This window comes from Acinetobacter sp. YH12241, from assembly GCF_013417535.1.
Lineage (GTDB): Bacteria > Pseudomonadota > Gammaproteobacteria > Pseudomonadales > Moraxellaceae > Acinetobacter.
Window position 1 is genome coordinate 59014 of record NZ_VPDQ01000013.1, and the last position, 25601, is coordinate 84614.

A 25601-nucleotide genomic window follows, 5' to 3' on the forward strand; every position below is an offset into this window, starting at 1 on the left:
GAGAGATAAGATGCAATTCGATCATGATAGCAAAATTGCCTTTTTAGGTATGGGACTCATGGGCAGTCGTATGGTAACCCGCTTGCTAGAAGCAGGTTTTCAAGTTGCAGTCTGGAACCGTACGGCCAGTGCCTGCGATCCTTTGTTTGCTCTTGGAGCCACTCCGCTATCTCTAGATCAAATTGCAAATTATCCGGTTATTCTGACTTGTCTGGCAGATGATGCCGCAGTGCAATCGGTCTTTGAGCAGATTCAGCCCAATCTGGTGGCTGGACAGGTTATTGTCGATTTTTCCAGTCTTTCCGTACATCAAACCAAAACTCTAGCTGAACAGGCCCAAGCTAAACAAGCGATCTGGATTGACTCTCCTGTGTCTGGCGGTACAGCCGGTGCAGAACAAGGCACGCTAGTCATCTTCGCTGGTGGTGATACAGAAACTATTACCGCACTTGATCCAATCTATAAGGTGCTTTCACAACGTGTTACTCGTATGGGGAATACGGGAACCGGTCAGGCGACTAAAATCTGTAATCAGCTGATTGTGGCAGCGAATAGCACCTTGATTGCTGAAGCAGTGGCTTTGGCTGATCGTGCCGGTGTAGATACTGCCCTGCTTGCACCAGCATTAGCCGGTGGTTTTGCTGACTCCAAGCCTTTTCAGATTCTGGCCCCACGTATGGCCAGCCAGACGTTTGAACCCGTGCAATGGAAAGTGCAGACATTGTCTAAAGACCTGAACAATGCTGTGCAACTGGCAGCTACTTTATCTTTGGATATTCCTGTGGCCAGCCAAGCCCTGTCTCAACTCAAAACCCATCAGCAAGACGGATTTGCTGAAGCCGATCTGGCCACTGTTATAAAGCACGTAGACCGCTAATATTACATTTCAATATTCTGCCTTGAGCAAGGAAAAGCCCATGACCAAACTCGCCGTTAACCTCTCCATGATTTTTACGGAAGTACCGCTGTTAGAACGTTTTGCCTTGGCTCATGCGCACGGTTTTAAACATGTGGAAATCCAGTTTCCCTATGAACTGAGTATTGAGCAGATTCAGCAGCAGCTTCAGTTACATGATCTTGATATCTGCCTGATTAATGTGCCTGCTGGTGATCTGATGCAAGGTGGACACGGTCTGGCCGGTATCCCTGGACAGGAAATCGAGTTTCGTCATGCCGTAGAGCAAGCCATTCGATATGCGACTGCTCTGAATGTGCCGAGTGTCAATATTCTGGCCGGCAAACAGCCACTGGATTGTGACCTGCTTCCTTGCCTGAACACCTTGGCGAGTAATCTGAAAATTGCCTGCTCCATGCTCTCTGATTATCAGATTCAGCCAGTCTTTGAAATGATCAACGGTCAGGACATGCCACGTTTCCTGATTCAGAATGTGGCTCAAGCTCAGGAGATGCTGGAAGCTGTCAATCATTCTGCCTTGAAAATGCAATATGACTGTTATCACATGGCCATGATGGGTGAAGATGTGCTTGAAGCTTTAAAAGAAAATATTGCTGAGATTGGTCATATCCAGTTTGCAGACTGCCCGGGGCGTCATCAACCCAATACCGCTTCCATTCCATATTATGAGATTTTTCAATGGTTAGAGAATAGCCAATACAATGGTTATGTCGCAGCCGAATATAAACCTCTGGGGACTTCGGAAGAATCCTTTGGCTGGAAAGAACAGTTCTTCCCGGAGTATGACTAAAGCGGCGGAAGGTGCATTTGAAATTTTGGGCTAAAACCGCTATATTAGATCATGCATAATTGTTAGGAAATTATACTCCCTATGAATTTAGAACCATCGCCCAGCGCTTCTAATTCTCACGATCACACTATGAATTCTCATGCACAAGCAGTAAACGCATGCTTGAAAGTTGTACATGCAGCCCTCGAAGATGTAAAGGCTAAAGAAGTTGTTCAGCTTGATGTTGCTAGCATCAGCAACGTGGCAGATGCCATGGTGATTGCAAGCGGTACATCAACCCGTCATATCAAATCACTTGCAGATAATGTTGCTGAAGAAGCACGTAAAGCAGGTTTCCGTCCGCTTGGTATCGAAGGCGAACGTGATGCAGAATGGATCCTGATTGATCTAGGTTTTGTTGTAGTGCACTGCATGCTGCCTACAGCGCGTAAATTCTATGACCTAGAAAGCCTATGGCGCAATCCTGCAGATTCTGTAGCATAAATATCGAATATTCAAAAAAAGCGACCTATGTAGGTCGCTTTTTTTATATCCTTTGATTTAAATCAAAAAGGAAATTCATGGATCAGCAACTTTAATAAATTCGCTTTTCGATTAGATTTAATCAGTCAGCCTATTTTTTAAACGTTTTGTTGCAATTTTATCCAGACCAATTTTCTAAAAATAAAACACCGTAGCTAATTTTATTTTGTAATTCTTCCTGATTCAGCTTTTATATAGGAAGGAGAATTTATCTGTAATTTAAATGGAAAAATCCCCCTTTTAAAAGGAGGATTTAAGATGATCCAGCGAATGGAAAGTCTTAGTGACCTGTACCATTAATCGCTTTAGTCATATCTTCCACAACTTTCTTCGCATCACCGAAAATCATCATGGTCTTGTCGTTATAGAACAAGTCATTGTCCAGACCTGCATAACCGGTCGCCATAGAACGCTTGATGACCATGATGGTACGCGCCTTGTGAGCTTCCAGAATTGGCATGCCGTAGATCGGTGAGTTCGGATCGTCTTTTGCAGCCGGGTTTACAACGTCGTTTGCACCAATAACCAGTACTACGTCAGTTGCCGGGAAGTCCGAGTTGATCTCGTCCATTTCCAGAATGTCTTCATAAGGAACATCAGCTTCTGCAAGCAATACGTTCATATGACCTGGCATACGTCCAGCAACCGGGTGAATCGCAAAACGTACAGTCACGCCCTGCTCTTTCAGCAAGTTTGCCAGTTCTTTGACTGCGTTTTGTGCACGGCCTTGCGCCATACCATAACCCGGTACAATGACAACGCTGTCTGCATTTGACATCAGGAAGCCAGCATCATCTGCAGAACCTGAACGGTAGTTACGTTGCACTTGTGCACCCGCAGCAGCTGTCGGCGCAGCTGCACCACCCATCGCACCACCAAACAATACATTGATGATTGAACGGTTCATCGCTTTACACATGATGTAAGACAGAATCGCACCTGAAGAACCAACCAGCGAACCCGCAACGATCAGCATGTTGTTTTCCAGTGTGAAACCAATCCCCGCTGCTGCCCAGCCTGAGAATGAGTTCAACAGCGAAACCACAACCGGCATATCACCGCCGCCAACTGGCGCAATCCATACCCAGCCAAATGCCAGCGCAAGACCAGTCATTGCCCAGAAAGATGTCATGCTACCTGTCAGGAAGAAGTGAATCCCTGCTGCCAGCATTGCAATAAAGATCAGAGCCTGAACCGGTTTTACCCAGCCACCTGAAATGGTTTTTGCCCATTTCTTTGCAGCCAGCTTACCGTATGCAAATACAGAAGCAGTAAAGGTAATCGCACCAACAAAACAGCCCACAAACAGTTCAAACAGGTGAACCTTGCTCATTTCATGGAAAGTCACACCATTTGCAGCTAACAGGTCCGGGCCCAATTCAACCAGCTTGTTGTTATGGATAATTGCCGCAACTGCAATCAGTACCGCAGCCAGACCCACCAGTGAGTGCATGAGTGCTACTGTTTCTGGCATCTGGGTCATTGGTACAGTACGTGCACGCGCAATACCCACCACTGCACCCGCAGCCATTGCTGCAAGAATCATCCAGACTACTGGATTTTCAGCAACAAAGAATGTGGTCACTACAGCAATCGCCATGGCGATCATACCGTAGCGGTTACCTGCAATTGCAGTTTTAGGACCAGATAAACCACGTAGCGTTAAGATAAAAAGAACGGCGCCAATCAGGTAGAACCAATCCGCATACTCTCGAATAAATTCCATGGTTTAACCCTCTTTTTTCTTTTGCTTAGGTTTGAACATTTCCAGCATACGTGCAGTCACGGCAAAGCCACCGAAAATATTAATGCTCGCCAGAAATACTGCGATTGCCCCCAGTACACTCACCACGTTAATGGTCTGGAAATCCACGCTGCCTTCAACGCCCACCATTGGCAGGCCAACAGTTTGAATCATTGCGCCCACGATAATGATCGAAGACAAGGCATTGGTCACCGCCATCAATGGCGTATGTAGTGCTGGTGTTACCCCCCAAACCACGTAGTAACCCACGAAGATGGCCAGGACGAAAATCGTAATTGTTTCAACCATGAGTCTGCTCCTTAACCACGTTTTAACAGCACTTGGCCGCCGTGAGTGACAAGTAGGGCTTTTTGAATTTCATCTTCCTGATTCAGGACAAAGTTCTTGTCTGCATCAAAAAGTGTTTCAACAAAGTTATAGACGTTACGTGCATATAGCGCTGAAGCTTCAGTCGATACCGTTGATGGAATATTTGGAACACCCAGAATTTTCACACCGTTTTCAGTCACAACAGTTTCGCCGCACTTAGAACCTTCCACGTTACCGCCTGATTCCACTGCCATATCCAGAATCACTGAGCCTGGTTTCATCTTGGCTACAGTTTCAGCACGGATTAAGCGTGGTGCATCACGACCTGGTAACAATGCAGTGGTAATCACGATATCGGCATTCGATACCGCTTTATCGACAATCGCTGCCTGATCCTTGATGTACTGTTCACCTGGCATCCAGCCATAACCGTTTTTAGCTGCTTCATCAGCACGTGCCTGCTCTTCAGGAGACATTGGCACGTCTAGCCATTTACCACCCAAAGACTCAACCTGATCTTTGGCAGTCGGACGAAGGTCAGTTGCTTCTACGACTGCACCCAGGCGTTTCGCTGTTGCAATTGCTTGAAGGCCTGCTACCCCGACACCCATGATCACGACACGAGCCGGTTTTACCGTACCTGCCGCTGTCATCAGCATAGGGAACATGCGCTGATATTCAGCAGCAGCTAAAAGCACTGATTTATAACCTGCAAGGTTCGCTTGCGAAGACAATACGTCCATGTTTTGCGCACGTGATAGAGTACGTGGCAAAAGCTCAAGAGCAAATGCAGACACATTCTGTGCCGCGAACTGGTCAAGCTCGGTATTGCGGTATGGGTCAAACATCGCTACAACCATGGTGTTGGCTGACAGCTTTTGAATTTCCTCACCCTTCGGTGCACGAACTTTCAAAACTATCTGGCTACCGGTGTAGGCATCATCCGTAATTTTGGCACCAACTTGCTCATAGGCACTGTCGATGTAAGCAGCTTTAACACCTGCTCCACGTTCGATCACCACACTATGACCAGCGCTGATCAATTTCTTTACTGTCTCAGGCGTCGCAGCGACGCGATTTTCACCGACGACAGTTTCGGCTGGAATTCCAATCTGCATGAGCGTCCCTCAAGCTAATTTTTTCTTAAGTAAACACCGTGATTTACGGTGCTTCCCCTCAGGATGTGTTTTTGTTGAATTTTTGGATTCTAATTAAACTTCTAGAAATTACTACCTATTATTTATTTAATAAATACCCATATTTTGAACTGACGATTCATAAAAATGATGCTGTCATATAGCATTTATTAGTTGAGCCTGATTATTTTGATTTGCTGAATTTATAAACGATATTCATTCTCTTGAACGATGACTGTTTTCTTGGTTATTTTTTATTAGATTACTTTTTGTTTTATTTTGTTACATTGATCATTCTGACAGATATTTCATTTTTTCTGCTCAGCAAATCTTTATTTCAAATGAACTGATAAAGCCTAAATTAGGGCACTTTTCTAGGGCAGTTTTCTGTTTTTGACCTTTTTGACAAATTTAATCTACTTTGGAATATTCATTTTTAAGATCAAAAAATACTGTTTTCCTATAACTTTTTCATTTTTCACTCATAAAAAATATGAATTGATGATGAAAAAATTGATTTGGGATTCACTTATTTGACTTATTCAGCTCAAGTCTTAAGACTTGCCTGAAATAGGTGAAAAAAATATTCTGCAACATTTATTATATTAATACTCAGTCCACTGTTAGATTTACGAACTCTTCATTTTGCACCAATTTTGGGCAATCACTGATTCAGATTGATCTCTGTCACTTGGTCTTAAATGAGATGACTTAATACAAAGCGCTTCCACGTACATTTTCTTAAGTGAAAAAGTTAAATTTCTAGCGAATTTTCATCTCTTATCAATCCAGAAAAGTACTTTTTTGTGGCATTTCTCTTGTATGAGTTTGAGTACTTTGCACTATTTTTCTACTTTTATCCTGACGGGTTTTCGCCTATAGTGCCTGCAACTTCTGCATCATCTTTGATGTTCTTTATAAAAATTCTCCCTGAGCTTAAGGTACTTGCCATGTCTCCTCCTCTCGATATCAGTCAAAATAAATCTCTGTTATGGCTGATGGCGATCGCATGTGGTTTATGTGCAGGTGCAAACTATTATTGCCAACCGCTTATCTCCTCAATTCAGCAATATTATCAGGTACCAGAATCCCAAGTGGCGCTGACCGTGACCTTTGCGCAGGTGTCTTATGCCTTGGGCCTGCTGTTTATTGTGCCTTTGGGAGACATGCTGAATAAGTCCAGACTCATTCCTTTCTTGATGTTTGGTGCCGCTTTAGGCTTGCTGATCTGTGCCACAGCAGTCAACCTGCCGATGCTCTGGGTGGGGACTATTATTGCCGGGCTATTTTCTGTTGCTGCCCAGATTCTGATTCCTTTAGCTACGATGGCTGTCCGACCTGAAAAAACCGGAGAAGTGGTCGGTTTTCTCATGAGTGGCTTATTAGTCGGTATCTTATTGTCGACCAGTATTGCCGGATTGCTTTCTGACCTGTTTCACTGGAAAACCATTTATGCGCTCAGCAGTATGGCACTGCTGGTTTTGGGCTTTTATTTAAAAGGACAATTACCCAGCATGCCGCGTATGCGTATCAGCTATGCAGCAATTTTTAAATCGATGGGTATGCTACTGCGTGAGGAACCGCGACTGGGCTTACGCTCCCTGATTGGTGCATGTGCCTTTGCCGCCATGAGTATGCTGTTTTCAACCATTGCCCTGCTGCTGACCCAGAAACCTTTTCATCTTTCTGATGTGATAGTGGGCCTAGTAACACTAGTTGGTGTTTTTGGTGCGCTGTCGACTCAGGTTATTGGTAAATGGGCAGATCGTGGCTATATCAAGATCCTGACCTGGATTGGCTGTTCAATTCTGGCAGTAAGCTGGCTATTTTTATATTTTGGTGGCGTGTCCCTGCTCAGTTATATTCTGGGTTATGCCCTGATTAACTTAGGTCTGGCGATTACTCATAGCTGTAATCAGAACGTGATTTTCCGCTTGCGCCCAGATGCCAAATCACGACTGAACTCTATTTACATGACGCTGTATTTTATTGGTGGTGCCTGTGGTTCAGCTCTGGGGGTATATGCCTGGCATCATGGTGGCTGGAGCATGACCTGTCTGTTTGGACTTGGCTTGGCACTATGCGCCGCCCTGTTTGCGCTGATGGATCAATGGCAACAACATCGAGCAAAAGCTTAAGCAGATTTAGCTGACTTGTACCACGGGATAGTAAGGTTTACCCGAATCCCAAGTTGCTGCATTTTCCAAAAGGATGCAGATAAAAGTGGGCAGCAACCCGGCCAGAACCCGACAGCTGTCTTGGAGCTGCTTTATATTAAATGAGCTCTGATAAGTCGCACCGCCCTGCATAAGCTGATGATATAAAGTAGAAAGACGGTTAAAAATCACCAATAAGATTTCAGTTAAATTCCGCTCTTGAACAGCTTTTTGTATTTTCTGTTTTTGCTGATCTAATGCTTCACGACAGCTTTCCAGACTGACTTTATGATGGCGATAATCCCAGAAACCTTGATCGGTATAAGGGCTATCCAGCAGTGTAGAAATTGGCTGGCTGTATTTTTCCCAGACAATATGCTGAAGTTTTTGCTCCACATCTTTTTGACAGAGGGTTTCCAGAAATTGATGCAGGCTTTGTTGATCCTGACGAACCTCTGTTTCTTGTGCATAGATCGAATTAAAACTGATCCACAGGCTAATAAACTTAAACTCTAATTCCTCATCTAGCTCTAATGCTTTTTTAAACCAGCTAAGTCCCCGTTGAATCCGTAAATTAAAATAGTCTGAATGCTGAGGTTTTTTGCTTTTATAAATCTCCTCCAACATGAGCATCGTTATTCTCCTTATTTATCTCGTTTTCTTTATCTTAATCTTAAATATCTCAAAATATAGCATTGCAGAATGACTGGGAGTTTATTTTTTCAATTCCCACAATTTCTCTTGTTAAATATTTTTATTGGAATGACAGTTATCGTTCCTCATGCAGTTCAGCCTTTGGTCATGCAAATTTTATGCTAGTATTACGCCCTCTTTTTGCAGTACTGCTTTTTTGAGCAGATTTCCAGCAATTCCTGCTCATTCTTGTACTGCTATTACTCTTCCATTTCATTTAAGGCGTGATTTTGAATGACTGATCTCAGCACCATTGAAAACAAACTTCAACCTCGCATCAGTGTTGCGCCGATGATGGACTGGACCACCAAAGATTATCGTTTCTTTGCGCGCCTGTTTAATCCAAATGTCATTTTATATACCGAGATGGTGACTACGGGCGCCATCATTCATGGCGATGCCAAACGCCATCTGGACTTCAATCAAGAAGAACATCCGATTGTGTTACAGCTCGGCGGTTCCAACCCTCAAGATCTGGCAACTTGTACTAAAATGGCTCAGGACTGGGGTTACAATGAAGTTAACCTGAATGTCGGCTGTCCGAGTGATCGGGTACAGAATAATAAAATTGGTGCCTGCCTGATGGCTGAACCTGATCTGGTCGCAGAATGTATTGATGCAATGCGTAATGCCGTGGATATTCCGGTCAGTGTGAAACACCGCATTGGTATTGATGACATGCATTCTTATGAAGAAATGCTGCATTTTGTGGATACGGTCGCCAAAACCGGTTGCGATAACTTTATTGTGCATGCCCGAATTGCTTTACTCCAAGGTCTTTCACCTAAAGAAAACCGTGAAATCCCGCCACTACGCTATGAAGATGTTTACCGTCTGAAGCAGGACCGTCCGAAACTGACCATTGAAATTAATGGCGGAATTAAAACTTATGCAGAAACGCTTGAACATCTCAAGCATGTCGATGGCGTGATGATTGGCCGCGAAGCCTATCACAACCCGTACCTGTTAGCTGAGCTGGGTCAACTGTGGAATCTCGAAGCACCGGACCGTTTTGAGATCATGCAACAGATGCTGCCTTATATTGCCCAACGTATGGCTGAAGGTGCACCATTGTCGATTATTACCCGTCATATTTTAGGTTTATTTCAGAACTTGCCAGGTGCACGTAAATGGCGTCAGGCTTTAAGCGGTGGCAATGCCAAAACGCTAAAAGATATAGAAACAGCATTATTGAATATTCAGGAAGCCATGCAGCGCACTGAAGATTATCTGCGTGAACATCAAGTTCAGCCTTAAAATCAAAAAGCACCGAGACCCGGTGCTTTTTTATGACCTAAAATAAAAATTAGTGGGTATAGGCCGTAATATTTCCGACCGGAATCGGTTCTTCATCATAGGAAGCCGCTTGCAGGACAGGTTCTGTAACTGGACGGACATCTGGCCCGAACTCAATACTGGTAGGTTCATTCACAGGTTCTAGATCATCGAGTGATGAGGCCAGCTGTTCCAGTTCACGATCCAGTTGCTGACGATATTTCTCAATCTCGATTTCATCGATAAAGGCAAAAGCATCATCTTCAATGGCCCAGCTATAACCACCATTCACCTTTGAAATTTTAACGTTAATGGGATATTCATTACCCTGATAATTCAGATGTGAAACTGCTTCAAACTCATTGCCTTTGCGATGGCGGATTTTTACATTTACTACAGTCAGACGATAATGCTGATAATTCGGATTGGCATTAAATTCTTGCTGCATTTGTCCTTGAATATTTCTGGCCAGTTCATCAATCGATACAAAATAACTGCATCCAGCCAGACAGGCGATCATCAATATCATTATGATTTTTTTCATCCCGCCCCCTTGTGTTCTCTCACTGCTTTACAGATGTGTAAAACTTTTCATCTTTGGATTATTCTGTGATCCATTTTATACTTTTTTTAAATAAATGAATAAATAAATCCTTAGTCTATAAAGTCGTTTTTATTTTTATGTTGTACTGGCTTTTTAACTTCATGGTAAAAAAACCTATAAAAAAGCCCTGAACCAGTCAGGGCTTTAATCGTCATTTAAAACTTAAAAATCATCTTCTGCAGCAGGATCATGGTGCAAGGCATCATGGATCGCTTCAACCAGTTGCTGGGCAATTTCCTGTTTAGAGGCTTTGTCCAGATCACGCTTATCCAGATGATAGTGTTCGGCAAAGAATACCGTCATGGCATTTTCATCGGATGCAAAGCCAATATCCGCACGCGAAACATCATTGCAGGCAATCATATCCAGTTTTTTCGCCACCAGTTTACCCGCTGCATATTCTTCAATATTTCGGGTTTCTGCAGCAAAGCCTACCATAAATGGACGTTTTTCCTGCTGTGCGATGGTCGCCACAATATCCGGATTCTTTATTAAAGCGACATTCAGCTCATCGCCTGCTTTCTTGATTTTATGCTCGGCTACCTGTGCGACACGATAATCAGCTACTGCAGCGGTCGCAATGAAGATGTCACAACCCTGCTCCAGCATTTGCATGCTTTCATTCAGCATTTGTACTGCCGAAGAAACATTTTTACGTTTCACGCCATTTGGGGTATCTAGGCTCACCGGACCAGCAATCAGGGTGACATTCGCTCCAGCTGCATAACAGGCTGCTGCCAATGCAAAACCCATTTTCCCGGTACTATGGTTGGAAATATAACGTACCGGGTCAATCGCTTCACGGGTCGGACCAGCTGTAATCGTGACTTGCTTGCCCGCCAGCATGCCAAATTTTTCTGCAATCGCGCGCTGAGCTTTATGGAAATACTCTGTGACCTGACGTGCCAGATCTTCCGGTTCCGGCATACGCCCCAAGCCTACATCACCACAAGCTTGTGAACCGGCATCCGGCATAATCACATGCACGCCATCATCAATCAAAGTCGCAAGATTACGCTGGGTTGCTTTGGCAGCCCACATCTGCTGGTTCATGGCTGGTGCGACCCAGACCGGTGCATTGGTTGCCAGATACAAAGTGCTCAGCAAATCATCTGCAAGGCCTGCTGCAAATTTTGCCAGCGTGTCGCAGCTGGCTGGCGCAACCAATAACAGATCAGCCCAACGTGCCAGCTCAATATGCCCCATGCCCGCTTCTGCTTCAGGATCCAGCAACTCGGTATGTACCGGATTGCCTGACAAGGCTTGAAAGGTCAAAGGGGTAATGAAAGCCTGTGCGCCTTGAGTCATGACAACCCGCACATTAAACCCGGCATCTTTCAGACGGCGAACCAGAATGGCACTTTTATAGGCAGCAATACCGCCAGTGACTGCTAAAATGATATTTTTATGAGGAATTACACTTAGATCAAAGCTCACGAACAGCTTACCTTTCTGTTGCAGTGGGGCTCACAATAGCATTAAATAATTGCATTCCCAAGAGATCAGCTTCAGGGAAAACTCATAATTCATAATAAATAAGTCTAATAACTATGCAATTTTCAATCAAAAACTGACCTGAACTGGAACGGCCGCGGGAACGTTTAATTCAATATGGGGCAGAAAGTTTATCTGATGCAGAACTGCTGGCCATTTTTCTCCGATCAGGTTCACAACAGCATTCAGCCGTAGAATTAGCCCGGCTACTGATTCAACATTTTGGCCATTTAACTGCTTTACTTGATGCACCTTTAAAAGAAGTTAGCCAGTTTCATGGCATGGGCATTAGCAAATATACCCAACTGATGGCGGTTAAAGAATTAGGACGGCGTTATATTGCCGAGCATCTTAAACAGGATTCTTTAGAATTAAGTAATTCAAAAAGACTACGGGATTATTTACGTTTCGAATTATTGAGTGAAAATCAGGAAGTATTCGCGGTCCTGTGTCTGGACGCCAGTTTAAGGAAAATTGCATTTAAAAAGCTGTTTTATGGTTCTGTGAATGCATGTGATATTTCGATTAATCAGTTGCTCAGATATGCCATTACCCAACAGGCAACTTCAATTGTGATTGCGCATAATCATCCCTTGGGCCAAGCCACTCCTTCTAAAGCTGACCTGTATCTGACCCGCCAGATTCAGCAGGCATGTCGACTGGTCGATATCCGTTTAATTGACCATTGCATCATTGCTCTGGAGGGCAGTTTTTCCTTTGCTGAGCAGCAACTCATCAAACCTGAAGTCTAAGGGGGAATAGCACTTGACAAAGCAGCTACAACTCAAGAAGATCATGAAAAAAAATTGTGATGATTCCAATAAATGATCGTACGTGACCAGCAGAACGTTTTTAAATTATTATTTTCCTGGCGAGGAACGATTTTACCTAAGGTTCTACCTCCTTTAGGCGTGGTCATGCTGATTTCAGCCATTATTGGTGGTTTTTCACGTGTAGGTTATTTTCATTTTCCAGAACTCCCTCTCGTTGGCTTTACCCTCATTGGCGTAGTGCTGTCTATCTTTCTCGGATTTAAAAACACCGCCTGTTACGACCGCTGGTGGGAAGCACGTAAACTCTGGGGTATTCTGATTGCCAATGCACGTCATTTTGACCGTGACTGCCGGATGTTGTCTCAAGGCCGTCGTGAACGTGTGATTCAGCACGTCATCGTTTTCGCGAACGTACTGCGTGACCGTCTGCGCCATCAGACAGCCAATCCGACTGAGCTAGTGGAAACCAGTGGAATGAGCCAGCAAGCAATTACTCAGCTTTATCAACAGGCCAATGCCCCGCAATATACCTTGAGTCTGATTCAATGGGAGCTGATGCAGGCTCTCAAAGAAGGTGAAATTTCCGACATCATTTATATGCAGATGAATAATCATGTCGCGGAACTCAGTATTGTACAGACAGGTTGTGACCGGATTGCGACGACTCCCTTACCTTTTGCTTATTCGGTTCTGCTGAATCGTACTGTTTATTTCTTCTGTTTTATTCTGCCATTTAGCCTTGGTGCAACCTTAGGTTTATTCACCCCTTTTCTGGTCGGCATTCTCGCTTATACCTTCCTAGGACTGGATGCTTTAAGTTCAGAAATTGAAGAGCCTTTTGGCACCCAAAGCAATGACTTACCCCTTGATTCTATGGTTCGTACTATTGAAATTGAACTCTTGGGAACTTTAGGTAAACCGACACCTCCGCCGATTCAGGCTCAAGATAATAATTTGCTTTAATAGATTATCTCTCTTATCCAAAGATGGAATTCTTTCATACTGGGATGGGTAGCAGTGTTGCGACTGCTGCTTAACTCATTAAACAAAACTCTCCCAGATCCCGATCTGCCCTGGTTTTAGGCTTGGCACCTGACCGAGTTTAACCCAGGGCATATTGTCGCCATGAAAATCACTTCCTATTGATACTTTAAGGCTTTGCTCTGCAATCATCCGGTCGACCATCTGACGGGTTGAACTTGGATCAATAGCGGGCGGCAACTCCACCGCATCTCCACCAAACTTGGCGAAGATCTCGATCAGATAACGAATATTAGTCGCGGATAAATCATAACGGGTTGGATGAGCTAGCACGGCAAAGCCACCGCTGTCATGTATGACCTGAATGGTTTCTTCCAGACCCAGACCATCAAATTTGACATAGGCCTTTTTACCTTCCTTGATGTATTTATCAAAAGCCTGTTGTGGACGGGTCACAATGCCTTTTTCTACCAGCGTTTTGGCAATATGGGTTCGGGTAACCCGATCAGGAATATTGTCAACTTTGGCAATCACGTCAGCATAAATATCCTGACCAATTAAAGGAACCAGAAGGTCACAGATCTGTTTAGAGCGTTCGGCACGAATGATCTTCTGCTGATTGAGGGCTTTTTGTAACGGCTCAGGATTCTGAACATTGAGTGCCACAATATGTACGCCATAATTTTTCTTGGTCGCAGGACGTGACCACTGGCTAGAAATCTCGACTCCAGAAATTATCTTAATCTCATGATTTTTGGCAGCTTCTTCAGCCAACACTAAACCGTCCATAGTGTCATGATCAGTCAGGGCCAAAGTATGGATAAGTTTGTCCGCAGCCGCTTCGACCAATTGCTGAGGACTCAAAGTTCCATCAGAAATATTACTATGTGTATGTAAATCTACGCCGTGCATCTCTATACTATGACATTTATTTGATCAGATTTAGATACTCTAACATGAAAGCACTTTTAGACTTTGTGCCACTCATTATTTTCTTTTATTTATATAAAACTGTAGATCCAAAAGACACTGACCATCAACTTCTACAATTGATCGGTTCTGCGGGGGGTGTCGACAATAACAATATTCTCGTTGCAACTACGGGACTGATCATTTCCATGCTGGTGGTCTATGGTGCGTTATTTGTCATGCAAAAATTCCGCCTAGACAAACAGCAATGGATCGTTCTATTTATGACGGTGATCTTCGGTGGTATTACCCTGATGCTCAGCGACGATTTCTATATCCGTCTTAAAGCTGTATTACTGAATCTGGTTTTCGCTGGTGTCTTCCTATTATCGCCATGGTTTAGCAAAGATAAGAAGCCACTCATCCAGCGTCTGTTTGGTCCGGTATTCAATTTGAGTGCCAAAGGCTGGCTTAAATTAAACTATGCCTGGGTCGGTATGTTTACTCTCATGTCATTTCTGCATACATTCTTCGCCTATTTATGGATGGATGGAAAATATTGGGGCGAATTTACTGCATTCGGTGACATGATCGTGATGTTTTCCTTTATCATTATTCAGTTTATTGTATTGCGCAAATACTTTAGAACAGCTGAATAAGTCCAACTACAAACGATAGAGAGTCATCATGCCATTATTCGTCGTTAGCTGTACCGACCGGGAAGGTACAGTTGAAAAACGCCTTGCGATTCGTCCACAACATCTTGCACGTCTAGAACAGTTAGATGCTGAAGGCCGTCTGATTGTTGCAGGTGCCATGCCTAAAGATCCAGCCAATCCTCAAGCCGGTTTCTATGGCAGCACCATCATCGTTGATTTTGACAGTCGTGAAGCACTGGATGCATGGTTACAGGATGAGCCATTCCTGAAAGAAGGCGTATACGCGCATATTGATGTGAAACCATTTAATAAAGCATTTCCTAAAGGATAAGGTTCATGCGCGCTGTTACCGCCAGTTTCATTGGCTTTTGTTTCATGATTCCTTCTGCCTGGGCTGTTGAAGTTTCTGCTCCAGTTGCCCCGGCTACACAGCCAGCAGCTACTCCTGTCCAAGCTGTTACCACACAAGCACCTGCTCAGGGCGCTTCTGCACAGCAGGCTGGAATTATTCCAGCAGTTGCAACAACTGCTCAGACTGTTCAGCCGACTGAGAAAAAGCCGCTCACCGCAGAAGAAATTGCCAAGCAGAAAGCCCAGCAAGATGCCAAAGTCAAAGCTTTAGTCAAAGATCAGGCAACGCGTCTACAGCAACTGGAAAAAGCCAATCTGGAAGCCCTGTCACAAAATCAGGAATTGCAGCTCAAGAATGACAATCTCGGGGTTCAGGTACAGGTCTTGCAAAGTGAACGTAGTGCCCAGATGTTTCTCTACGGCGCTGCAACTTTGGCAGTCGGTGTATTACTTGGCTTTCTGATTGCGAGCTATGTTTATACCAAACGTCGCCGTCAGTGGTAATCTATAAGCCTTCCAAATATCTTTAAGGTTGTACCCGTTTTGTCGCATGCAATTCAAACTGCCGATCTGGATTGGCAATTGGTGGATGGCATTGATGTGCCTGTGTCCAAGCAATTTGGTGATGTGTATTTTTCCAAAGACAATGGATTGCTGGAAACCCGGCATGTCTTTTTAAATGGCAATGAACTTAGTACCCGTCTGGCCGATTTAAAACCTTTTGCATATTTCTGTGTCGGTGAAACGGGTTTTGGTACGGGTTTAAATATTCTGGCGTTATGGCAACTCTGGCAACAGGTTCGTCCGGATAATCAAAGCCATCTGCATGCGATTTCAGTAGAAAAATTTCCGCTTTCTAAAGCAGATTTAGTCCGTGCCTTAAATGCCTGGCCAGAATTGAAACCGCTAGCAGATCAACTCATCTCCCAATATCCAATGCCGATTGCCGGTTGTCATCGTCTCAGCTTTCCTGAAGAGCGTTTCAGTCTGGATCTGTGGCTGGGAGATGCACATGATGTCTTTCCTGTCATTGAAAAAACTGCACCTGTTAATGCCTGGTTTCTGGATGGCTTCGCACCATCATGTAATCCAGACATGTGGGAAGAAAATGTTTTAAATAACATTGTGCGTTTATCCGAGACCGGAACGACTTTTGCTTCTTTTAGCGTTGCAGGTGTCTTAAAACGTGGTTTAAAACAGCACGGCATCTCTATTTCCCGTCCACGTGGATTTGGGCATAAACGTGAAATGCTGAAAGCGATCTGGAATCCGGCTGAGGAAAGTAACCCATCTCCAGATCAGGAAAGTGCGCAAAAAAAAACTGAGTCAGCTTTAGAGATAAATGCTAGGCCTCGCCAGATCGCTGTGATTGGCGCAGGAATCGCAGGTTTAAGTACGGCATGGGCATTCACTCAGCGTGGTCATCAAGTCACGATTTACGACCAGTCAGCACCGCTTTCAGGCGGTTCCGGCAATCCCCTTGCCCTGATCAATCCTAAACTGTGTCCAGTTGAGCAAAGTGCTGAACATCTGATGACGGTGGCCTGGCAGCATGCCTTAATTCATTATCAGAAATTTAAAGCTTTTCGCTCAATTCAGGTCAATCAGCTTGCCTTAAAAAATCCTGAACAGCTTTTAGGATTGGCAGATGAATATCCCACAGAAATTCTTGCTGCTCAAAGTGCAGCAGACCAAGAGATTCAAACTGAATTTCCAGCTTTAAAACTATTAGCAGCGGGTGCAGTTTCACCTCATCAACTGCGTGATGAAATTTTGCAGCATCCTCTTATTCAGTATAAACAAGCCAAAATTAGTCATATTGAGGCTGCTGAACAACCTGAGTTATTTGCAGATCAGCAATCCTTAGGCAAGTTTGATCACATCGTTGTATGTACCGCACGTGATACCCAGCAATTCTTTGAACATTATCCAGTCCTGAAACCGATTCGTGGACAGGTCAGCTGGGTCAATAATCAAGATCAGCCATTGAATCAGGATACAGCCTATAGTTACGGCGGTTACTGTATGCAGCTCAATCCAGAACAACTGATTTTGGGTGCTTCATTCTATCCAGGCCGGGATGATGCAGAAGTCTTAGTAGAAGATCATGTGCATAATTATGAACTTATCCACAGTGTCTTTCCTGAATATGCACAGTTATTACCCTCTACCGAAACCTGGCAAGGTCGAGCAGCAGTACGCGCCCAGAGTCAGGATTATTTTCCCTTGCTCGGTAAGATGAATGTAGATCAAGAAGTTTACAGTTTTGCGGGTCTTGGCTCTAAAGGTTTTCTATTTGCACCACTGTGTAGTGAAATTCTGGCAGCCCAGATTTTGGGAGAAGCCTGCCCCGCACCTTCAAACTTGGTAAAAAAACTCGACGTAACACGTTTTCAAAAGAAGGTAAAAGCCAAGAAGCCTTATTTTAAGCCTCAAAATTAAAGAGCTCCTCCCTTTAATAAAGAGTGAGGAACACTGTTCCGCAAGGGGGGAAGTTTTAGAAAGAGTTTAATTCCCCTAAATCCTCCTTTAAAGAAGGGGGACTTTGAAGAAATCCAGACAACAAAAAAGCGCCCTTAGGCGCTTTTTTTCACAAGGTCAATTATGCACCTTGTTCCAGTGGCATACCTGCATCACGAGCAGCACGAGTACCACCCATCAGGATGACATATTCACGTGAGCTGTCAAAACCCTCTAACTTTTCAGCTGCACGTGGAGCTTTACTCCCGCCACCACATAAAATGTAAATCGGTTGATCCGCTGACACCTGAGTCAGGCTATTTGCTGAAAGATCGTTAATGGGCTGATTGACCGCCCCTTTCACGTGTGCTTCAGCATAAGCACTTGCATCTCGTACATCCCAGATTACAGCATTTTCTGGGAACTCAAATGTTGTAATTTCTTGTTTACGGATCATTGCGCACTCCTTTGATGTAAACAACACTTGGCAAATGAAGAAAACATCCCTAGCATCTCAGATATTCTTTCCCTTTGTAAAGGTCTAAACTATGCCTTCTTTCGATATTGTTTCTGAATTAGAAATTTTTGAAGTAAATCATGCAGTTCAAAATACCCAAAAAGAGATTGCAACCCGCTTCGATTTCCGTGGACAGGATGTTTCTATTGAACTAAATGAAAAAAACAAGGAAATCAAAATTAGCACAGAAAGTGATTTCCAATGTGAGCAAGTGTATACCATGCTGGAAAACCATTTCTTCAAGCGTAAAGTGGATATTCAGGCGCTAGATCCACAAAAAATGACCGCTTCAGGCAAAAATGTAGTTCAAGTGATCAAGCTTAAAGATGGCCTTGACTCTGATACTGCGAAAAAAATTAATAAGGCCATTAAAGAAAATGGTATTAAAGTGCAATCTTCAATTCAGGGTGACAAGATTCGTGTGACTGATAAAAAACGCGATACCTTGCAACAAGTGATGGCATTCCTGAAAGAACAACAATTCGGTCTGCCTTTACAGTTCAACAACTTTAAAGACTAAGGCAGCAACGTCTGTAGATAGAATTATGGCAAAGAGCAACCGACTGACCAGACTGGTCAAAGCGACATCAAGATTACCGCAAGGTATACGTACTGCTTTATTAAGTAAGACCTTTGGCCGAGTGGTTCCAATGGTTGGCTCTGCCAAGATTCGCTATCAGGAAATCAGTGCAGCCAAAGTTGTGGTGAGTATGGCCAATCATAAGGCCATGCAGAACCATATCGGTCAGATTCATGCATGTGCGATGGCACTGCTGGCAGAAACAGCAACCGGCTTTGTGACTGCGATGAATGTACCTGACAGCGCAGTGGTTCTGATTAAAAGCCTAAAAGTGGACTTTAAGCGTCCAACCAAAGGTGCCATGACTGCGGTGGCTACGTTGACTCCTGAACAGCAGCAATTGATGCAAAGTTCAGAAAAAGGTGAAACGCTAGTACAAGTTATTGTAACTGATGAATCTGGTGAAGCACCGATTCAATGTGAAATGCTCTGGGGTTGGATTGCCAAGAACCAGTTGAAGCCAGGCTAATTTCAATACAGACAAAAAAATCCCAGATTATTGATCTGGGATTTTTTTATTTAATGAATTATGAGTTCTGCTGAGATTCTGCAAATTTCTGTTTTGCTTCATCTGGAATTGGACGTTTATTGCCTTTGACATCCACTGCGACAAAGGTAAATACCCCTTCAGTCACGCGTACAGGTGCACGTGAGTTATCATGACTGTCCCATACTTCGATTTGCATCTGGATTGAAGTATTACCGACTTTTAGAATTTTGGTATAGCAGCTAATGACATCGCCGACTTTCACAGGAACCAGGAAGGTCATCTGGTTAATCGAAATCGTTGCACAGCGTCCTTTACTAAAGCGCTCTGCATGAATTGCTCCCGCCAAGTCCATTTGTGAAACAATCCAGCCACCAAATACATCTCCACTCCAGTTGGTATCCGCAGGCATTGCAATCGTCTGCAGGGAAAGTACTCCCTCTGGTTTAATATGAGAATCTGTCACTTGAACTCCAGGCTTTTTAAATTAGGATTGAGCATTATTTAACTGCTGATCAAGCCACTTTTGTAGTTCGCTTGAACGTAATGCACCGCTTATTCTAGCAATTTCATTGGTTTTATTCATCAAAACCAGCGTCGGAATACTACGTACATTAAATGCTGAGCTTAATCGCGGATTGGCTTCGGTATCAATTTTAGCAAATACCACTTGTGGATTTTCTTTTGCTACAGCAGCAAAATGCGGTGCCATCATTTTACATGGACCACACCAGTCTGCCCATAGATCAATCAGGATGGGAAGATCACTATGGGTGACAAACTGACTAAAGTTCTGTTCATTTAGCTCAATCGGCGCTAATGGAACTAAAGCTTGATGACACTGACCACATGCTGGATCGGCCGTTAATTTTTCTTCAGGCACACGATTTTTAGCCTGGCAATTCGGGCATACAATGATCATCTAGCGCACTCCAATATGTTGATGTAAGAATTCTAATTGGGTCGAGACTGCTTTTTCAAACCATTCACCATGATAAATATCAAAATGCCGCATATTCCACTCATGATATTGTACAAATGGTGCAATATTGGTTGCGGTTTCCCGACTGGCTTCAATGGGAATCAGGCTGTCTTGTTGTGCTGCGATAAACAGGACAGGAATAGTGATTTTGCGGACTTCCTGAATAGGACGATAACGCATCAATTTAAAGAATACCCGGGCGGGGATATGACCACTCCAGTAATAATCTGGATTCACAATGGATAGATACCCTTCATAACTGTCTTGTGTCGGCATAAAACAGAGTTCATGACGATCAACCACCGGCAAGGTCTTGGGCGCCATTCCTACCTTTGCCCCCATATAATCCTGACTGGAAATCTTCAGGGCTTTGGGCAATTGCTGCAAAGGATAAAGTTTGGCACTTTCTGCACCATCAACAAAGGGTACCTGTACCATTACCGCCTGAATATTTTTTAGTTCTGCGGCCAATGTCAGTACATGCCCGCCACTCAATGCTGTTCCCCATAATACAATCCGTTTAGTATCAATAGATTTACGTGCCTGCAAATGCTGAATCATTGTACGCCAGTCTTCAAGTTGAGCACCGATCGATACCAGTTCACGCGGACGCCCGGTACTGCCTCCCCAATAGCGATAATCAAACAGAACCACCGCATAACCTGCACTGGCAAAACGTTGGGCATATTGTACCAGTTTAAAATGACGTAAAGCAGCCAGGCCATGAGCCATCAGGATCACAGCTGGTTTGTCAATCTGTTGAGGACGATAGAAATCCGCAGCAATCACTTCCTGACTGTTTTTGACATACAGTGGTTCGACTGTATAGGCGTACATACGCGCTCCATTGCGTTATTTTATAGTTGTAATCGTTTATAAATTTTTCAGAACTAGGCCATCATGTTTTCAGCTTAATGCTATCATAAAGCATATCAAGATAAATGACATAATGGAGTGACACCATGAGCGAAAATGTAGGCTTTGCTGGCCAAATTGGTCCTGAACATATCTCTCAAGTAGTTGAAAAAGGTTTTAAATCAATTATCAATAACCGTCCGGATATGGAAGGTGGCCCTGAACAGCCAACCAGCGTACAAATTGAGGAAGCTGCTCGTAGTGCAGGTCTGGATTATGTCTTCCAGCCAGTAGTTGCTGGCCAGATTACCGAGCTTGATGTGCGCACCTTTGCTAACCATTATAACGAATTACCAAAGCCGATCTTGATGTTCTGCCGTACAGGAAATCGCTCCAACAATTTATATCAGCTGGCGAAACAGATGGATCTGCTGGATGATTAAGATATTTGGGGGAGATGTACTTTTAGTCAACATCTCCTTTTAATTTCAGAGCTCAACCTATGAATAAATTCTTACTGGTTATATGTTGCAGTCTTGCATTGACGGGTTGTAGTTCAATGAATTTTAAGCCTACTGTGGGTGTGAGTGTGGGAACTTCTATTTAACTTTTAAAAAGAAGTTCTCAAAAAAAAACAGCGCCGAAGCGCTGTTTTTTTATTTTATAAGAGTCCAGTAAAAGGATCTGTAGAATTACAAGTAGGGGGTCCATAAGGACTATCATCAAATGGCTGACTAGCTTCAGATTCAAAATCAGCTTTTAATAATCCCAATGTATATACTAAGCTAGAATTTAAATCTTTAGTGCTTACATTTGTCTTAGCTTTGAATTCGACAGTTTGCCAACCTGCGTATTGACGTAAATACTGCACACTAAAATTGAATTTACCGGTAGCATCAGTTGTATACGTAAATGTTGAACTAATATTTCCATTTGGATCCACAAATCCGGTTGCTAACTGAATATTAGACTTATTAGTAATTTCACAATATGACTGGAAACGTGCAGGTAATTTTAAACTTTCAACAGCATTGATTTTATCAGTGGTTTCCTGTGCAGTATTTTTTAATTGTGCTACAACGCTGGATTGTTGATTAATTTGCTGCTGTTTTTGAGCAGTTGCGACTTCCAATGCCGCTGTTAAATCAGCATTAAGACTTGCAATATCTAAATTTAATTGATTAATAGTGCCATTAATCATAATAATTTGTTTTTGATATTGCTTAGCACTAGCTTCATCTTCATCAGCTTGAGCAAGTTGTAAATTTGTTTGTGCAGTAGCTAATCGTGAATTTTGTGTCCTAATTTCACTTTGTTTAGCTGAAATTTGAGAACGTAAACTTGTAATTTCACTTGATTGAACAGGAGCACTTTGTAAGCTAGCTAAAGTAGCTTCAGCTTGACGTACCTGATTATTTTGATTTACTAAAGTCTGTTTAACAGGAGCTAAACGTTCAACTTTAATATTTTCTAATTGAGCTTTGGTCATAAATAAACCTTGACCTGCACGTAACAAATCAATATTCATTGTGACACGATAATTAGGAAGAGGCACACCATAAATATCTACCACATGGGCTGAAAGAGCCTCTCTATAATATAAAGCATCTGCAGTTTTTTGTAATTCCCCAGATTTACCAAAGGTAATATTACCTATTGGCTGCTCTATTTGTCCTTTAGACACATTGAGTTTAAGTGTTTGTTCACTTAATTTTTCATTTGCATTGGTTATGGTAGCATTTAAAATAATGCCTGATTTAACAAGTGTTTCAGCGAGTGGACTTCCTGTCCTTGGTAGAGTAATACTGAATTGTGCATTTCCATCAGCGTCAGTTTGCTTAACTGAGCTTCCAGTAATAGTAACTTTATTAGTTTTTGTATCAACTACAGATAATGTAACATTTTGATTAGCAACTCCCCCCCCATTGCCGTCAATTGCTTTGACTGTAATAGTTGCATTATCACCGGTAATAACTAAAGTAGGCTTATTAGAAGTCACTTCCAAATGATACTGAGCAACCTCAGAGGTTGGAATAGATTCAATCACCTCTAGTTTTCTAGCTTGAGATGTAATTTTTCCAGTACCGTCTTTAAAAGTAGCATTCAAATTAACGCCATTAGCGATAAGATTGCGAGAATTTAAAATATTTGATGGATCTAATGATAAATTAAAAATAGCATTACCATTCGAATCTGTGGTTACTGTTGAACTACCATCAATCGTTATTCCATTTGATTGAGTATTTTCAATTGCAAGTGTTACTGGTTGATCAGATACACCACCACCATTTACATCGACCAGTTTAACAGTCACGACTACTGTATCACCCGTCACTAATAACTTAGGTTTATCACTGCTCATCAAAAGATGATAATTAGTCGGCACTGCATCAGGATTTGTTACTGTTCCTCCATCGGTCGGGCCTTCACCTGTCGAAGGGCTTCCATTGCCATTATTATAATATCCGTCACTACCACCACCACCACAGCCGGCCAACATTAATGCCAAAGTAAGAGCAGATAACTTCATACTTAATTGTTTACTAATCATTTAAATCCCCAAGTCCCTCTATCTTCAGAGTTTGTTATCAATCTTTATTTAATTATGCGTTATGTAACCACAGTTGAGCTTTTATGTAAATAAAGGTAAGCCAAATGTTTTGTATGCTAGCTTATAACAATCAAATAAATTTGATAAGAGCAATAAATGTACGACTTAATCATTATCGGTGCAGGCACAGCAGGAATCAGTGCCTATAAAGAAGCTATTAAATATACCCAAAATATTTTAATTATTAATGCCGGTTCATGGGATACAACATGTGCTCGTGTAGGCTGTATGCCGAGCAAGCTTCTGATTTCTTCTGCTAACCGTATGCATGAGATTAAAACTGCAGAAAATCTCGGATTACAGCATGATGCCGTAATAAATACCTCCACCGTTATGGATCGCCTGTATAAGCTTCGTGATCATTATATTCGGGCCACTTTAAAAGAAGTAGAACAATGGGATTCAGCCCATAAGGTATCAGGGCACGCCAAATTTACCAATGCTCAAACAGTCCAAGTAGACGGAAAATCTTATCAAGCTAAAAGTTTTATTATTGCAGTAGGCTCTCGACCAAATTTTGATGCTACCTTAAAAGATGAACTAGGCGATAAACTCCTGACATCTGATGAAATCTTTGAACTTACACAGCTACCTAAATCCTTAGCAGTGATTGGTAGTGGCGTTATTGCAATTGAATTGGCTCAAGCCATGCAACGTTTAGGGGTACGTACTACTATGTTTGCTCGTAGTCAGAAAATAGGTGCACTCACCAGTCCAACTCTACAAGCTTTGGTTAGAGAGCAGTTAAATAACGAGCTGGATATCAAATTTAAAACTTTACCTAATCAAGTCAAACTCCTTAATGATCAGGTAAAAATTGACTATATAGAGAATGATCAAAAACAAAGTCTTGAAGTAGATTATGTACTCTCAGCTACTGGACGTAGTTCTAATTTGGATCGATTAGGTTTGGAAAAAATTAATCCTGAATTCCAAGATGTTAAAAAGCTACCTATTAATAAAAAAACCAAGCAATTAGAAAACTTGCCTATTTTTATTGTTGGCGATGCAGCCCCTGATGTCCCAATTCAACATGAAGCTGCCCATAATGGTAAAGAAGTGGTCCAGAACTGCTTAAATTTTCCAGATGTTCAGCCTATTTCTGCCCTGACTCCTTTGGCAATCGTATTTAGCCAACCAGAAATGGCGATTATTGGACAAAGTTTCAAACAGCTAGAAGAGAAAAATACGGAATATATTAGAGGCTTTGTATCTTATGAAAGACAGGGACGCGCGTTAATTCTTTCAGAAAATAAAGGTGGGGCTGAAGTATATATAGATAAAATGTCAGGAAAATTATTAGGTGCTGAATTATTCTGCCCTCAAGCCGAACATCTAGCACACATGCTAGCCTGGATGATTGATGCAGAACAAGATATTCATCAGATTTTGGCAAAGCCTTACTATCATCCGACTTTAGAAGAAGGGCTAAGAACAGCATTTAAACATGCTCGTCGTCAGCTTGATCAACAGGAAGTAATTGACAATTCTTAAATATCTTAAAGAAGGATAGATAAAATTTAATTACTTCAAACAATATGGTGCAGCTAATAGCTCTGAAGTTTTGGCTGCACCTTGTTACTCTTTAACTCTTTTTTTAGATCATAAAGTATCAATAGAAAAATCTATAACCATGAAATCCCACGCATAAAAAAGCCCCCTGCGTGAGCAGAGGGCTTTTAGGAATAATGAGCTGGCGATGACTTACTCTCACATGGGAGACCCCACACTACCATCAGCGCTAAGAGGTTTCACTTCTGAGTTCGGGAAGGGATC

At 42.7% G+C, this 25601-nt stretch carries 27 protein-coding genes and 1 rRNA gene; 15 read left to right on the forward strand and 13 right to left on the reverse strand.

What is annotated here, in order from left to right; all coding sequences use genetic code 11:
• Positions 1-10: 10 nt before the first annotated feature.
• The 3 genes from FTV18_RS09530 to rsfS all read left to right on the forward strand — a co-directional run bounded on the left by FTV18_RS09530 (position 11) and on the right by rsfS (position 2189).
• Entirely contained in the window at positions 11-877 is an 867-nt protein-coding gene (locus FTV18_RS09530) for an NAD(P)-dependent oxidoreductase (protein ID WP_180017765.1), read from the forward strand.
• A gap of 40 nt (positions 878-917) precedes the next feature.
• Positions 918-1706, forward strand: coding sequence for a hydroxypyruvate isomerase family protein (locus FTV18_RS09535; protein ID WP_179992989.1), 789 nt, complete (start codon positions 918-920; stop codon positions 1704-1706).
• An 81-nt stretch (positions 1707-1787) separates the two neighbouring features.
• Positions 1788-2189 carry a ribosome silencing factor gene (gene rsfS, locus FTV18_RS09540; RefSeq protein ID WP_004783634.1) on the forward strand — a complete coding sequence of 134 codons (402 nt, stop codon included), beginning with the start codon at positions 1788-1790 and terminating at the stop codon, positions 2187-2189.
• A gap of 319 nt (positions 2190-2508) precedes the next feature.
• Here rsfS and FTV18_RS09545 read toward each other — a convergent pair whose 3' ends face one another.
• Genes FTV18_RS09545 through FTV18_RS09555 form a run of 3 tightly spaced genes read right to left on the reverse strand, consistent with a single transcriptional unit; the run spans position 2509 to position 5420 of the window.
• Entirely contained in the window at positions 2509-3954 is a 1446-nt protein-coding gene (locus tag FTV18_RS09545) for an NAD(P)(+) transhydrogenase (Re/Si-specific) subunit beta (RefSeq protein ID WP_159123084.1), read from the reverse strand.
• A gap of 3 nt (positions 3955-3957) precedes the next feature.
• Positions 3958-4281, reverse strand: coding sequence for a proton-translocating transhydrogenase family protein (locus FTV18_RS09550; RefSeq protein WP_004783638.1), 324 nt, complete (start codon positions 4279-4281; stop codon positions 3958-3960).
• Between the two features lie 11 nt (positions 4282-4292).
• Complete coding sequence (locus FTV18_RS09555; RefSeq protein WP_180017763.1) at positions 4293-5420, reverse strand: Re/Si-specific NAD(P)(+) transhydrogenase subunit alpha; 1128 nt, start codon at positions 5418-5420, stop codon at positions 4293-4295.
• Positions 5421-6388: 968 nt separating this feature from the next.
• Between FTV18_RS09555 and FTV18_RS09560 the strand changes: the two genes are divergently transcribed.
• Positions 6389-7576 (forward strand): MFS transporter, encoded by a 1188-nt coding sequence (locus tag FTV18_RS09560; protein WP_180017761.1) that lies wholly within the window; start codon positions 6389-6391, stop codon positions 7574-7576.
• Positions 7577-7582: 6 nt separating this feature from the next.
• On the opposite strand, the gene FTV18_RS09565 is transcribed toward FTV18_RS09560, so the two are convergent.
• Positions 7583-8227 carry a HEPN domain-containing protein gene (locus FTV18_RS09565; protein WP_180017759.1) on the reverse strand — a complete coding sequence of 215 codons (645 nt, stop codon included), beginning with the start codon at positions 8225-8227 and terminating at the stop codon, positions 7583-7585.
• Between the two features lie 294 nt (positions 8228-8521).
• Here FTV18_RS09565 and dusA point away from each other — a divergent pair, with 294 nt between their 5' ends.
• Positions 8522-9544, forward strand: coding sequence for a tRNA dihydrouridine(20/20a) synthase DusA (dusA, locus tag FTV18_RS09570; protein ID WP_180002946.1), 1023 nt, complete (start codon positions 8522-8524; stop codon positions 9542-9544).
• A gap of 49 nt (positions 9545-9593) precedes the next feature.
• On the opposite strand, the gene FTV18_RS09575 is transcribed toward dusA, so the two are convergent.
• Together FTV18_RS09575 and coaBC are read right to left on the reverse strand one after the other, a co-directional pair.
• Positions 9594-10106 (reverse strand): hypothetical protein, encoded by a 513-nt coding sequence (locus tag FTV18_RS09575; protein ID WP_179993321.1) that lies wholly within the window; start codon positions 10104-10106, stop codon positions 9594-9596.
• Between the two features lie 222 nt (positions 10107-10328).
• Positions 10329-11603, reverse strand: a complete 1275-nt coding sequence (coaBC, locus tag FTV18_RS09580; protein WP_180017757.1) for a bifunctional phosphopantothenoylcysteine decarboxylase/phosphopantothenate--cysteine ligase CoaBC — start codon at positions 11601-11603, stop codon at positions 10329-10331.
• Positions 11604-11746: 143 nt separating this feature from the next.
• Between coaBC and radC the strand changes: the two genes are divergently transcribed.
• Positions 11747-12412, forward strand: a complete 666-nt coding sequence (radC, locus tag FTV18_RS09585; RefSeq protein ID WP_257218583.1) for a DNA repair protein RadC — start codon at positions 11747-11749, stop codon at positions 12410-12412.
• A 72-nt stretch (positions 12413-12484) separates the two neighbouring features.
• On the forward strand, positions 12485-13396 hold the full coding sequence (locus tag FTV18_RS09590; protein ID WP_004783652.1) for a bestrophin family protein: 912 nt from the start codon (positions 12485-12487) through the stop codon (positions 13394-13396).
• Positions 13397-13474: 78 nt separating this feature from the next.
• On the opposite strand, the gene FTV18_RS09595 is transcribed toward FTV18_RS09590, so the two are convergent.
• Positions 13475-14326: a PHP domain-containing protein gene (locus FTV18_RS09595; protein WP_180017755.1), complete on the reverse strand. Its 852-nt coding sequence runs from the start codon at positions 14324-14326 to the stop codon at positions 13475-13477.
• Positions 14327-14370: 44 nt separating this feature from the next.
• On the opposite strand from FTV18_RS09595, the gene FTV18_RS09600 reads away from it, so the two are divergent.
• From FTV18_RS09600 to mnmC, 4 genes are read left to right on the forward strand one after another with little or no spacing between them, the layout of a single operon-like run.
• The gene (locus tag FTV18_RS09600) at positions 14371-14982 is read left to right on the forward strand and encodes a septation protein IspZ (RefSeq protein WP_005233839.1); all 612 of its coding nucleotides are present in this window, start codon (positions 14371-14373) and stop codon (positions 14980-14982) included.
• 28 nt (positions 14983-15010) lie between these two features.
• Positions 15011-15313: a YciI family protein gene (locus FTV18_RS09605; RefSeq protein ID WP_004783657.1), complete on the forward strand. Its 303-nt coding sequence runs from the start codon at positions 15011-15013 to the stop codon at positions 15311-15313.
• Between the two features lie 5 nt (positions 15314-15318).
• Positions 15319-15837, forward strand: a complete 519-nt coding sequence (locus tag FTV18_RS09610) for a hypothetical protein (RefSeq protein ID WP_159123094.1) — start codon at positions 15319-15321, stop codon at positions 15835-15837.
• 39 nt (positions 15838-15876) lie between these two features.
• Complete coding sequence (gene mnmC, locus FTV18_RS09615) at positions 15877-17775, forward strand: FAD-dependent 5-carboxymethylaminomethyl-2-thiouridine(34) oxidoreductase MnmC (protein WP_166135630.1); 1899 nt, start codon at positions 15877-15879, stop codon at positions 17773-17775.
• A 160-nt stretch (positions 17776-17935) separates the two neighbouring features.
• Here mnmC and FTV18_RS09620 read toward each other — a convergent pair whose 3' ends face one another.
• Positions 17936-18250, reverse strand: a complete 315-nt coding sequence (locus FTV18_RS09620) for a rhodanese-like domain-containing protein (protein ID WP_166135627.1) — start codon at positions 18248-18250, stop codon at positions 17936-17938.
• Between the two features lie 91 nt (positions 18251-18341).
• Here FTV18_RS09620 and FTV18_RS09625 point away from each other — a divergent pair, with 91 nt between their 5' ends.
• Positions 18342-18830: a YajQ family cyclic di-GMP-binding protein gene (locus tag FTV18_RS09625; RefSeq protein ID WP_180017753.1), complete on the forward strand. Its 489-nt coding sequence runs from the start codon at positions 18342-18344 to the stop codon at positions 18828-18830.
• Positions 18831-18855: 25 nt separating this feature from the next.
• Positions 18856-19359 carry a DUF4442 domain-containing protein gene (locus FTV18_RS09630; RefSeq protein WP_180017751.1) on the forward strand — a complete coding sequence of 168 codons (504 nt, stop codon included), beginning with the start codon at positions 18856-18858 and terminating at the stop codon, positions 19357-19359.
• A 58-nt stretch (positions 19360-19417) separates the two neighbouring features.
• On the opposite strand, the gene FTV18_RS09635 is transcribed toward FTV18_RS09630, so the two are convergent.
• The 3 genes from FTV18_RS09635 to FTV18_RS09645 all read right to left on the reverse strand — a co-directional run bounded on the left by FTV18_RS09635 (position 19418) and on the right by FTV18_RS09645 (position 21196).
• Positions 19418-19789: an acyl-CoA thioesterase gene (locus tag FTV18_RS09635; RefSeq protein ID WP_171523022.1), complete on the reverse strand. Its 372-nt coding sequence runs from the start codon at positions 19787-19789 to the stop codon at positions 19418-19420.
• 75 nt (positions 19790-19864) lie between these two features.
• Complete coding sequence (gene trxC / locus FTV18_RS09640) at positions 19865-20299, reverse strand: thioredoxin TrxC (protein WP_004783672.1); 435 nt, start codon at positions 20297-20299, stop codon at positions 19865-19867.
• A complete protein-coding gene (locus FTV18_RS09645; RefSeq protein WP_180017749.1) occupies positions 20300-21196 on the reverse strand; it encodes an alpha/beta hydrolase in 897 nt (298 codons plus the stop codon).
• A 125-nt stretch (positions 21197-21321) separates the two neighbouring features.
• Here FTV18_RS09645 and FTV18_RS09650 point away from each other — a divergent pair, with 125 nt between their 5' ends.
• Positions 21322-21657, forward strand: a complete 336-nt coding sequence (locus FTV18_RS09650) for a TIGR01244 family sulfur transferase (RefSeq protein ID WP_004783676.1) — start codon at positions 21322-21324, stop codon at positions 21655-21657.
• Positions 21658-21875: 218 nt separating this feature from the next.
• On the opposite strand, the gene FTV18_RS09655 is transcribed toward FTV18_RS09650, so the two are convergent.
• The gene (locus FTV18_RS09655; RefSeq protein ID WP_180017747.1) at positions 21876-23765 is read right to left on the reverse strand and encodes an Ig-like domain-containing protein; all 1890 of its coding nucleotides are present in this window, start codon (positions 23763-23765) and stop codon (positions 21876-21878) included.
• A 156-nt stretch (positions 23766-23921) separates the two neighbouring features.
• On the opposite strand from FTV18_RS09655, the gene FTV18_RS09660 reads away from it, so the two are divergent.
• Positions 23922-25319 (forward strand): dihydrolipoyl dehydrogenase, encoded by a 1398-nt coding sequence (locus FTV18_RS09660; protein WP_180017745.1) that lies wholly within the window; start codon positions 23922-23924, stop codon positions 25317-25319.
• Positions 25320-25516: 197 nt separating this feature from the next.
• Here the strand turns inward: FTV18_RS09660 and rrf are convergent.
• Positions 25517-25601 (reverse strand): 5S ribosomal RNA (gene rrf / locus FTV18_RS09665); the annotation flags it as partial.

Bases quoted from the DNA above. Each gene is read 5' to 3' on its own strand.
- FTV18_RS09530 (WP_180017765.1), top strand. From the start codon at position 11: ATGCAATTCGATCATGATAGCAAAATTGCCTTTTTAGGTATGGGACTC.
- FTV18_RS09535 (WP_179992989.1), top strand. From the start codon at position 918: ATGACCAAACTCGCCGTTAACCTCTCCATGATTTTTACGGAAGTACCG.
- rsfS (WP_004783634.1), top strand. From the start codon at position 1,788: ATGAATTTAGAACCATCGCCCAGCGCTTCTAATTCTCACGATCACACT.
- FTV18_RS09545 (WP_159123084.1), bottom strand. From the start codon at position 3,954: ATGGAATTTATTCGAGAGTATGCGGATTGGTTCTACCTGATTGGCGCC.
- FTV18_RS09550 (WP_004783638.1), bottom strand. From the start codon at position 4,281: ATGGTTGAAACAATTACGATTTTCGTCCTGGCCATCTTCGTGGGTTAC.
- FTV18_RS09555 (WP_180017763.1), bottom strand. From the start codon at position 5,420: ATGCAGATTGGAATTCCAGCCGAAACTGTCGTCGGTGAAAATCGCGTC.
- FTV18_RS09560 (WP_180017761.1), top strand. From the start codon at position 6,389: ATGTCTCCTCCTCTCGATATCAGTCAAAATAAATCTCTGTTATGGCTG.
- FTV18_RS09565 (WP_180017759.1), bottom strand. From the start codon at position 8,227: ATGCTCATGTTGGAGGAGATTTATAAAAGCAAAAAACCTCAGCATTCA.
- dusA (WP_180002946.1), top strand. From the start codon at position 8,522: ATGACTGATCTCAGCACCATTGAAAACAAACTTCAACCTCGCATCAGT.
- FTV18_RS09575 (WP_179993321.1), bottom strand. From the start codon at position 10,106: ATGAAAAAAATCATAATGATATTGATGATCGCCTGTCTGGCTGGATGC.
- FTV18_RS09590 (WP_004783652.1), top strand. From the start codon at position 12,485: ATGATCGTACGTGACCAGCAGAACGTTTTTAAATTATTATTTTCCTGG.
- FTV18_RS09595 (WP_180017755.1), bottom strand. From the start codon at position 14,326: ATGCACGGCGTAGATTTACATACACATAGTAATATTTCTGATGGAACT.
- FTV18_RS09600 (WP_005233839.1), top strand. From the start codon at position 14,371: ATGAAAGCACTTTTAGACTTTGTGCCACTCATTATTTTCTTTTATTTA.
- FTV18_RS09605 (WP_004783657.1), top strand. From the start codon at position 15,011: ATGCCATTATTCGTCGTTAGCTGTACCGACCGGGAAGGTACAGTTGAA.
- FTV18_RS09610 (WP_159123094.1), top strand. From the start codon at position 15,319: ATGCGCGCTGTTACCGCCAGTTTCATTGGCTTTTGTTTCATGATTCCT.
- FTV18_RS09620 (WP_166135627.1), bottom strand. From the start codon at position 18,250: ATGATCCGTAAACAAGAAATTACAACATTTGAGTTCCCAGAAAATGCT.
- FTV18_RS09625 (WP_180017753.1), top strand. From the start codon at position 18,342: ATGCCTTCTTTCGATATTGTTTCTGAATTAGAAATTTTTGAAGTAAAT.
- FTV18_RS09630 (WP_180017751.1), top strand. From the start codon at position 18,856: ATGGCAAAGAGCAACCGACTGACCAGACTGGTCAAAGCGACATCAAGA.
- FTV18_RS09635 (WP_171523022.1), bottom strand. From the start codon at position 19,789: ATGCCTGCGGATACCAACTGGAGTGGAGATGTATTTGGTGGCTGGATT.
- trxC (WP_004783672.1), bottom strand. From the start codon at position 20,299: ATGATCATTGTATGCCCGAATTGCCAGGCTAAAAATCGTGTGCCTGAA.
- FTV18_RS09645 (WP_180017749.1), bottom strand. From the start codon at position 21,196: ATGTACGCCTATACAGTCGAACCACTGTATGTCAAAAACAGTCAGGAA.
- FTV18_RS09650 (WP_004783676.1), top strand. From the start codon at position 21,322: ATGAGCGAAAATGTAGGCTTTGCTGGCCAAATTGGTCCTGAACATATC.
- FTV18_RS09655 (WP_180017747.1), bottom strand. From the start codon at position 23,765: ATGATTAGTAAACAATTAAGTATGAAGTTATCTGCTCTTACTTTGGCA.
- FTV18_RS09660 (WP_180017745.1), top strand. From the start codon at position 23,922: ATGTACGACTTAATCATTATCGGTGCAGGCACAGCAGGAATCAGTGCC.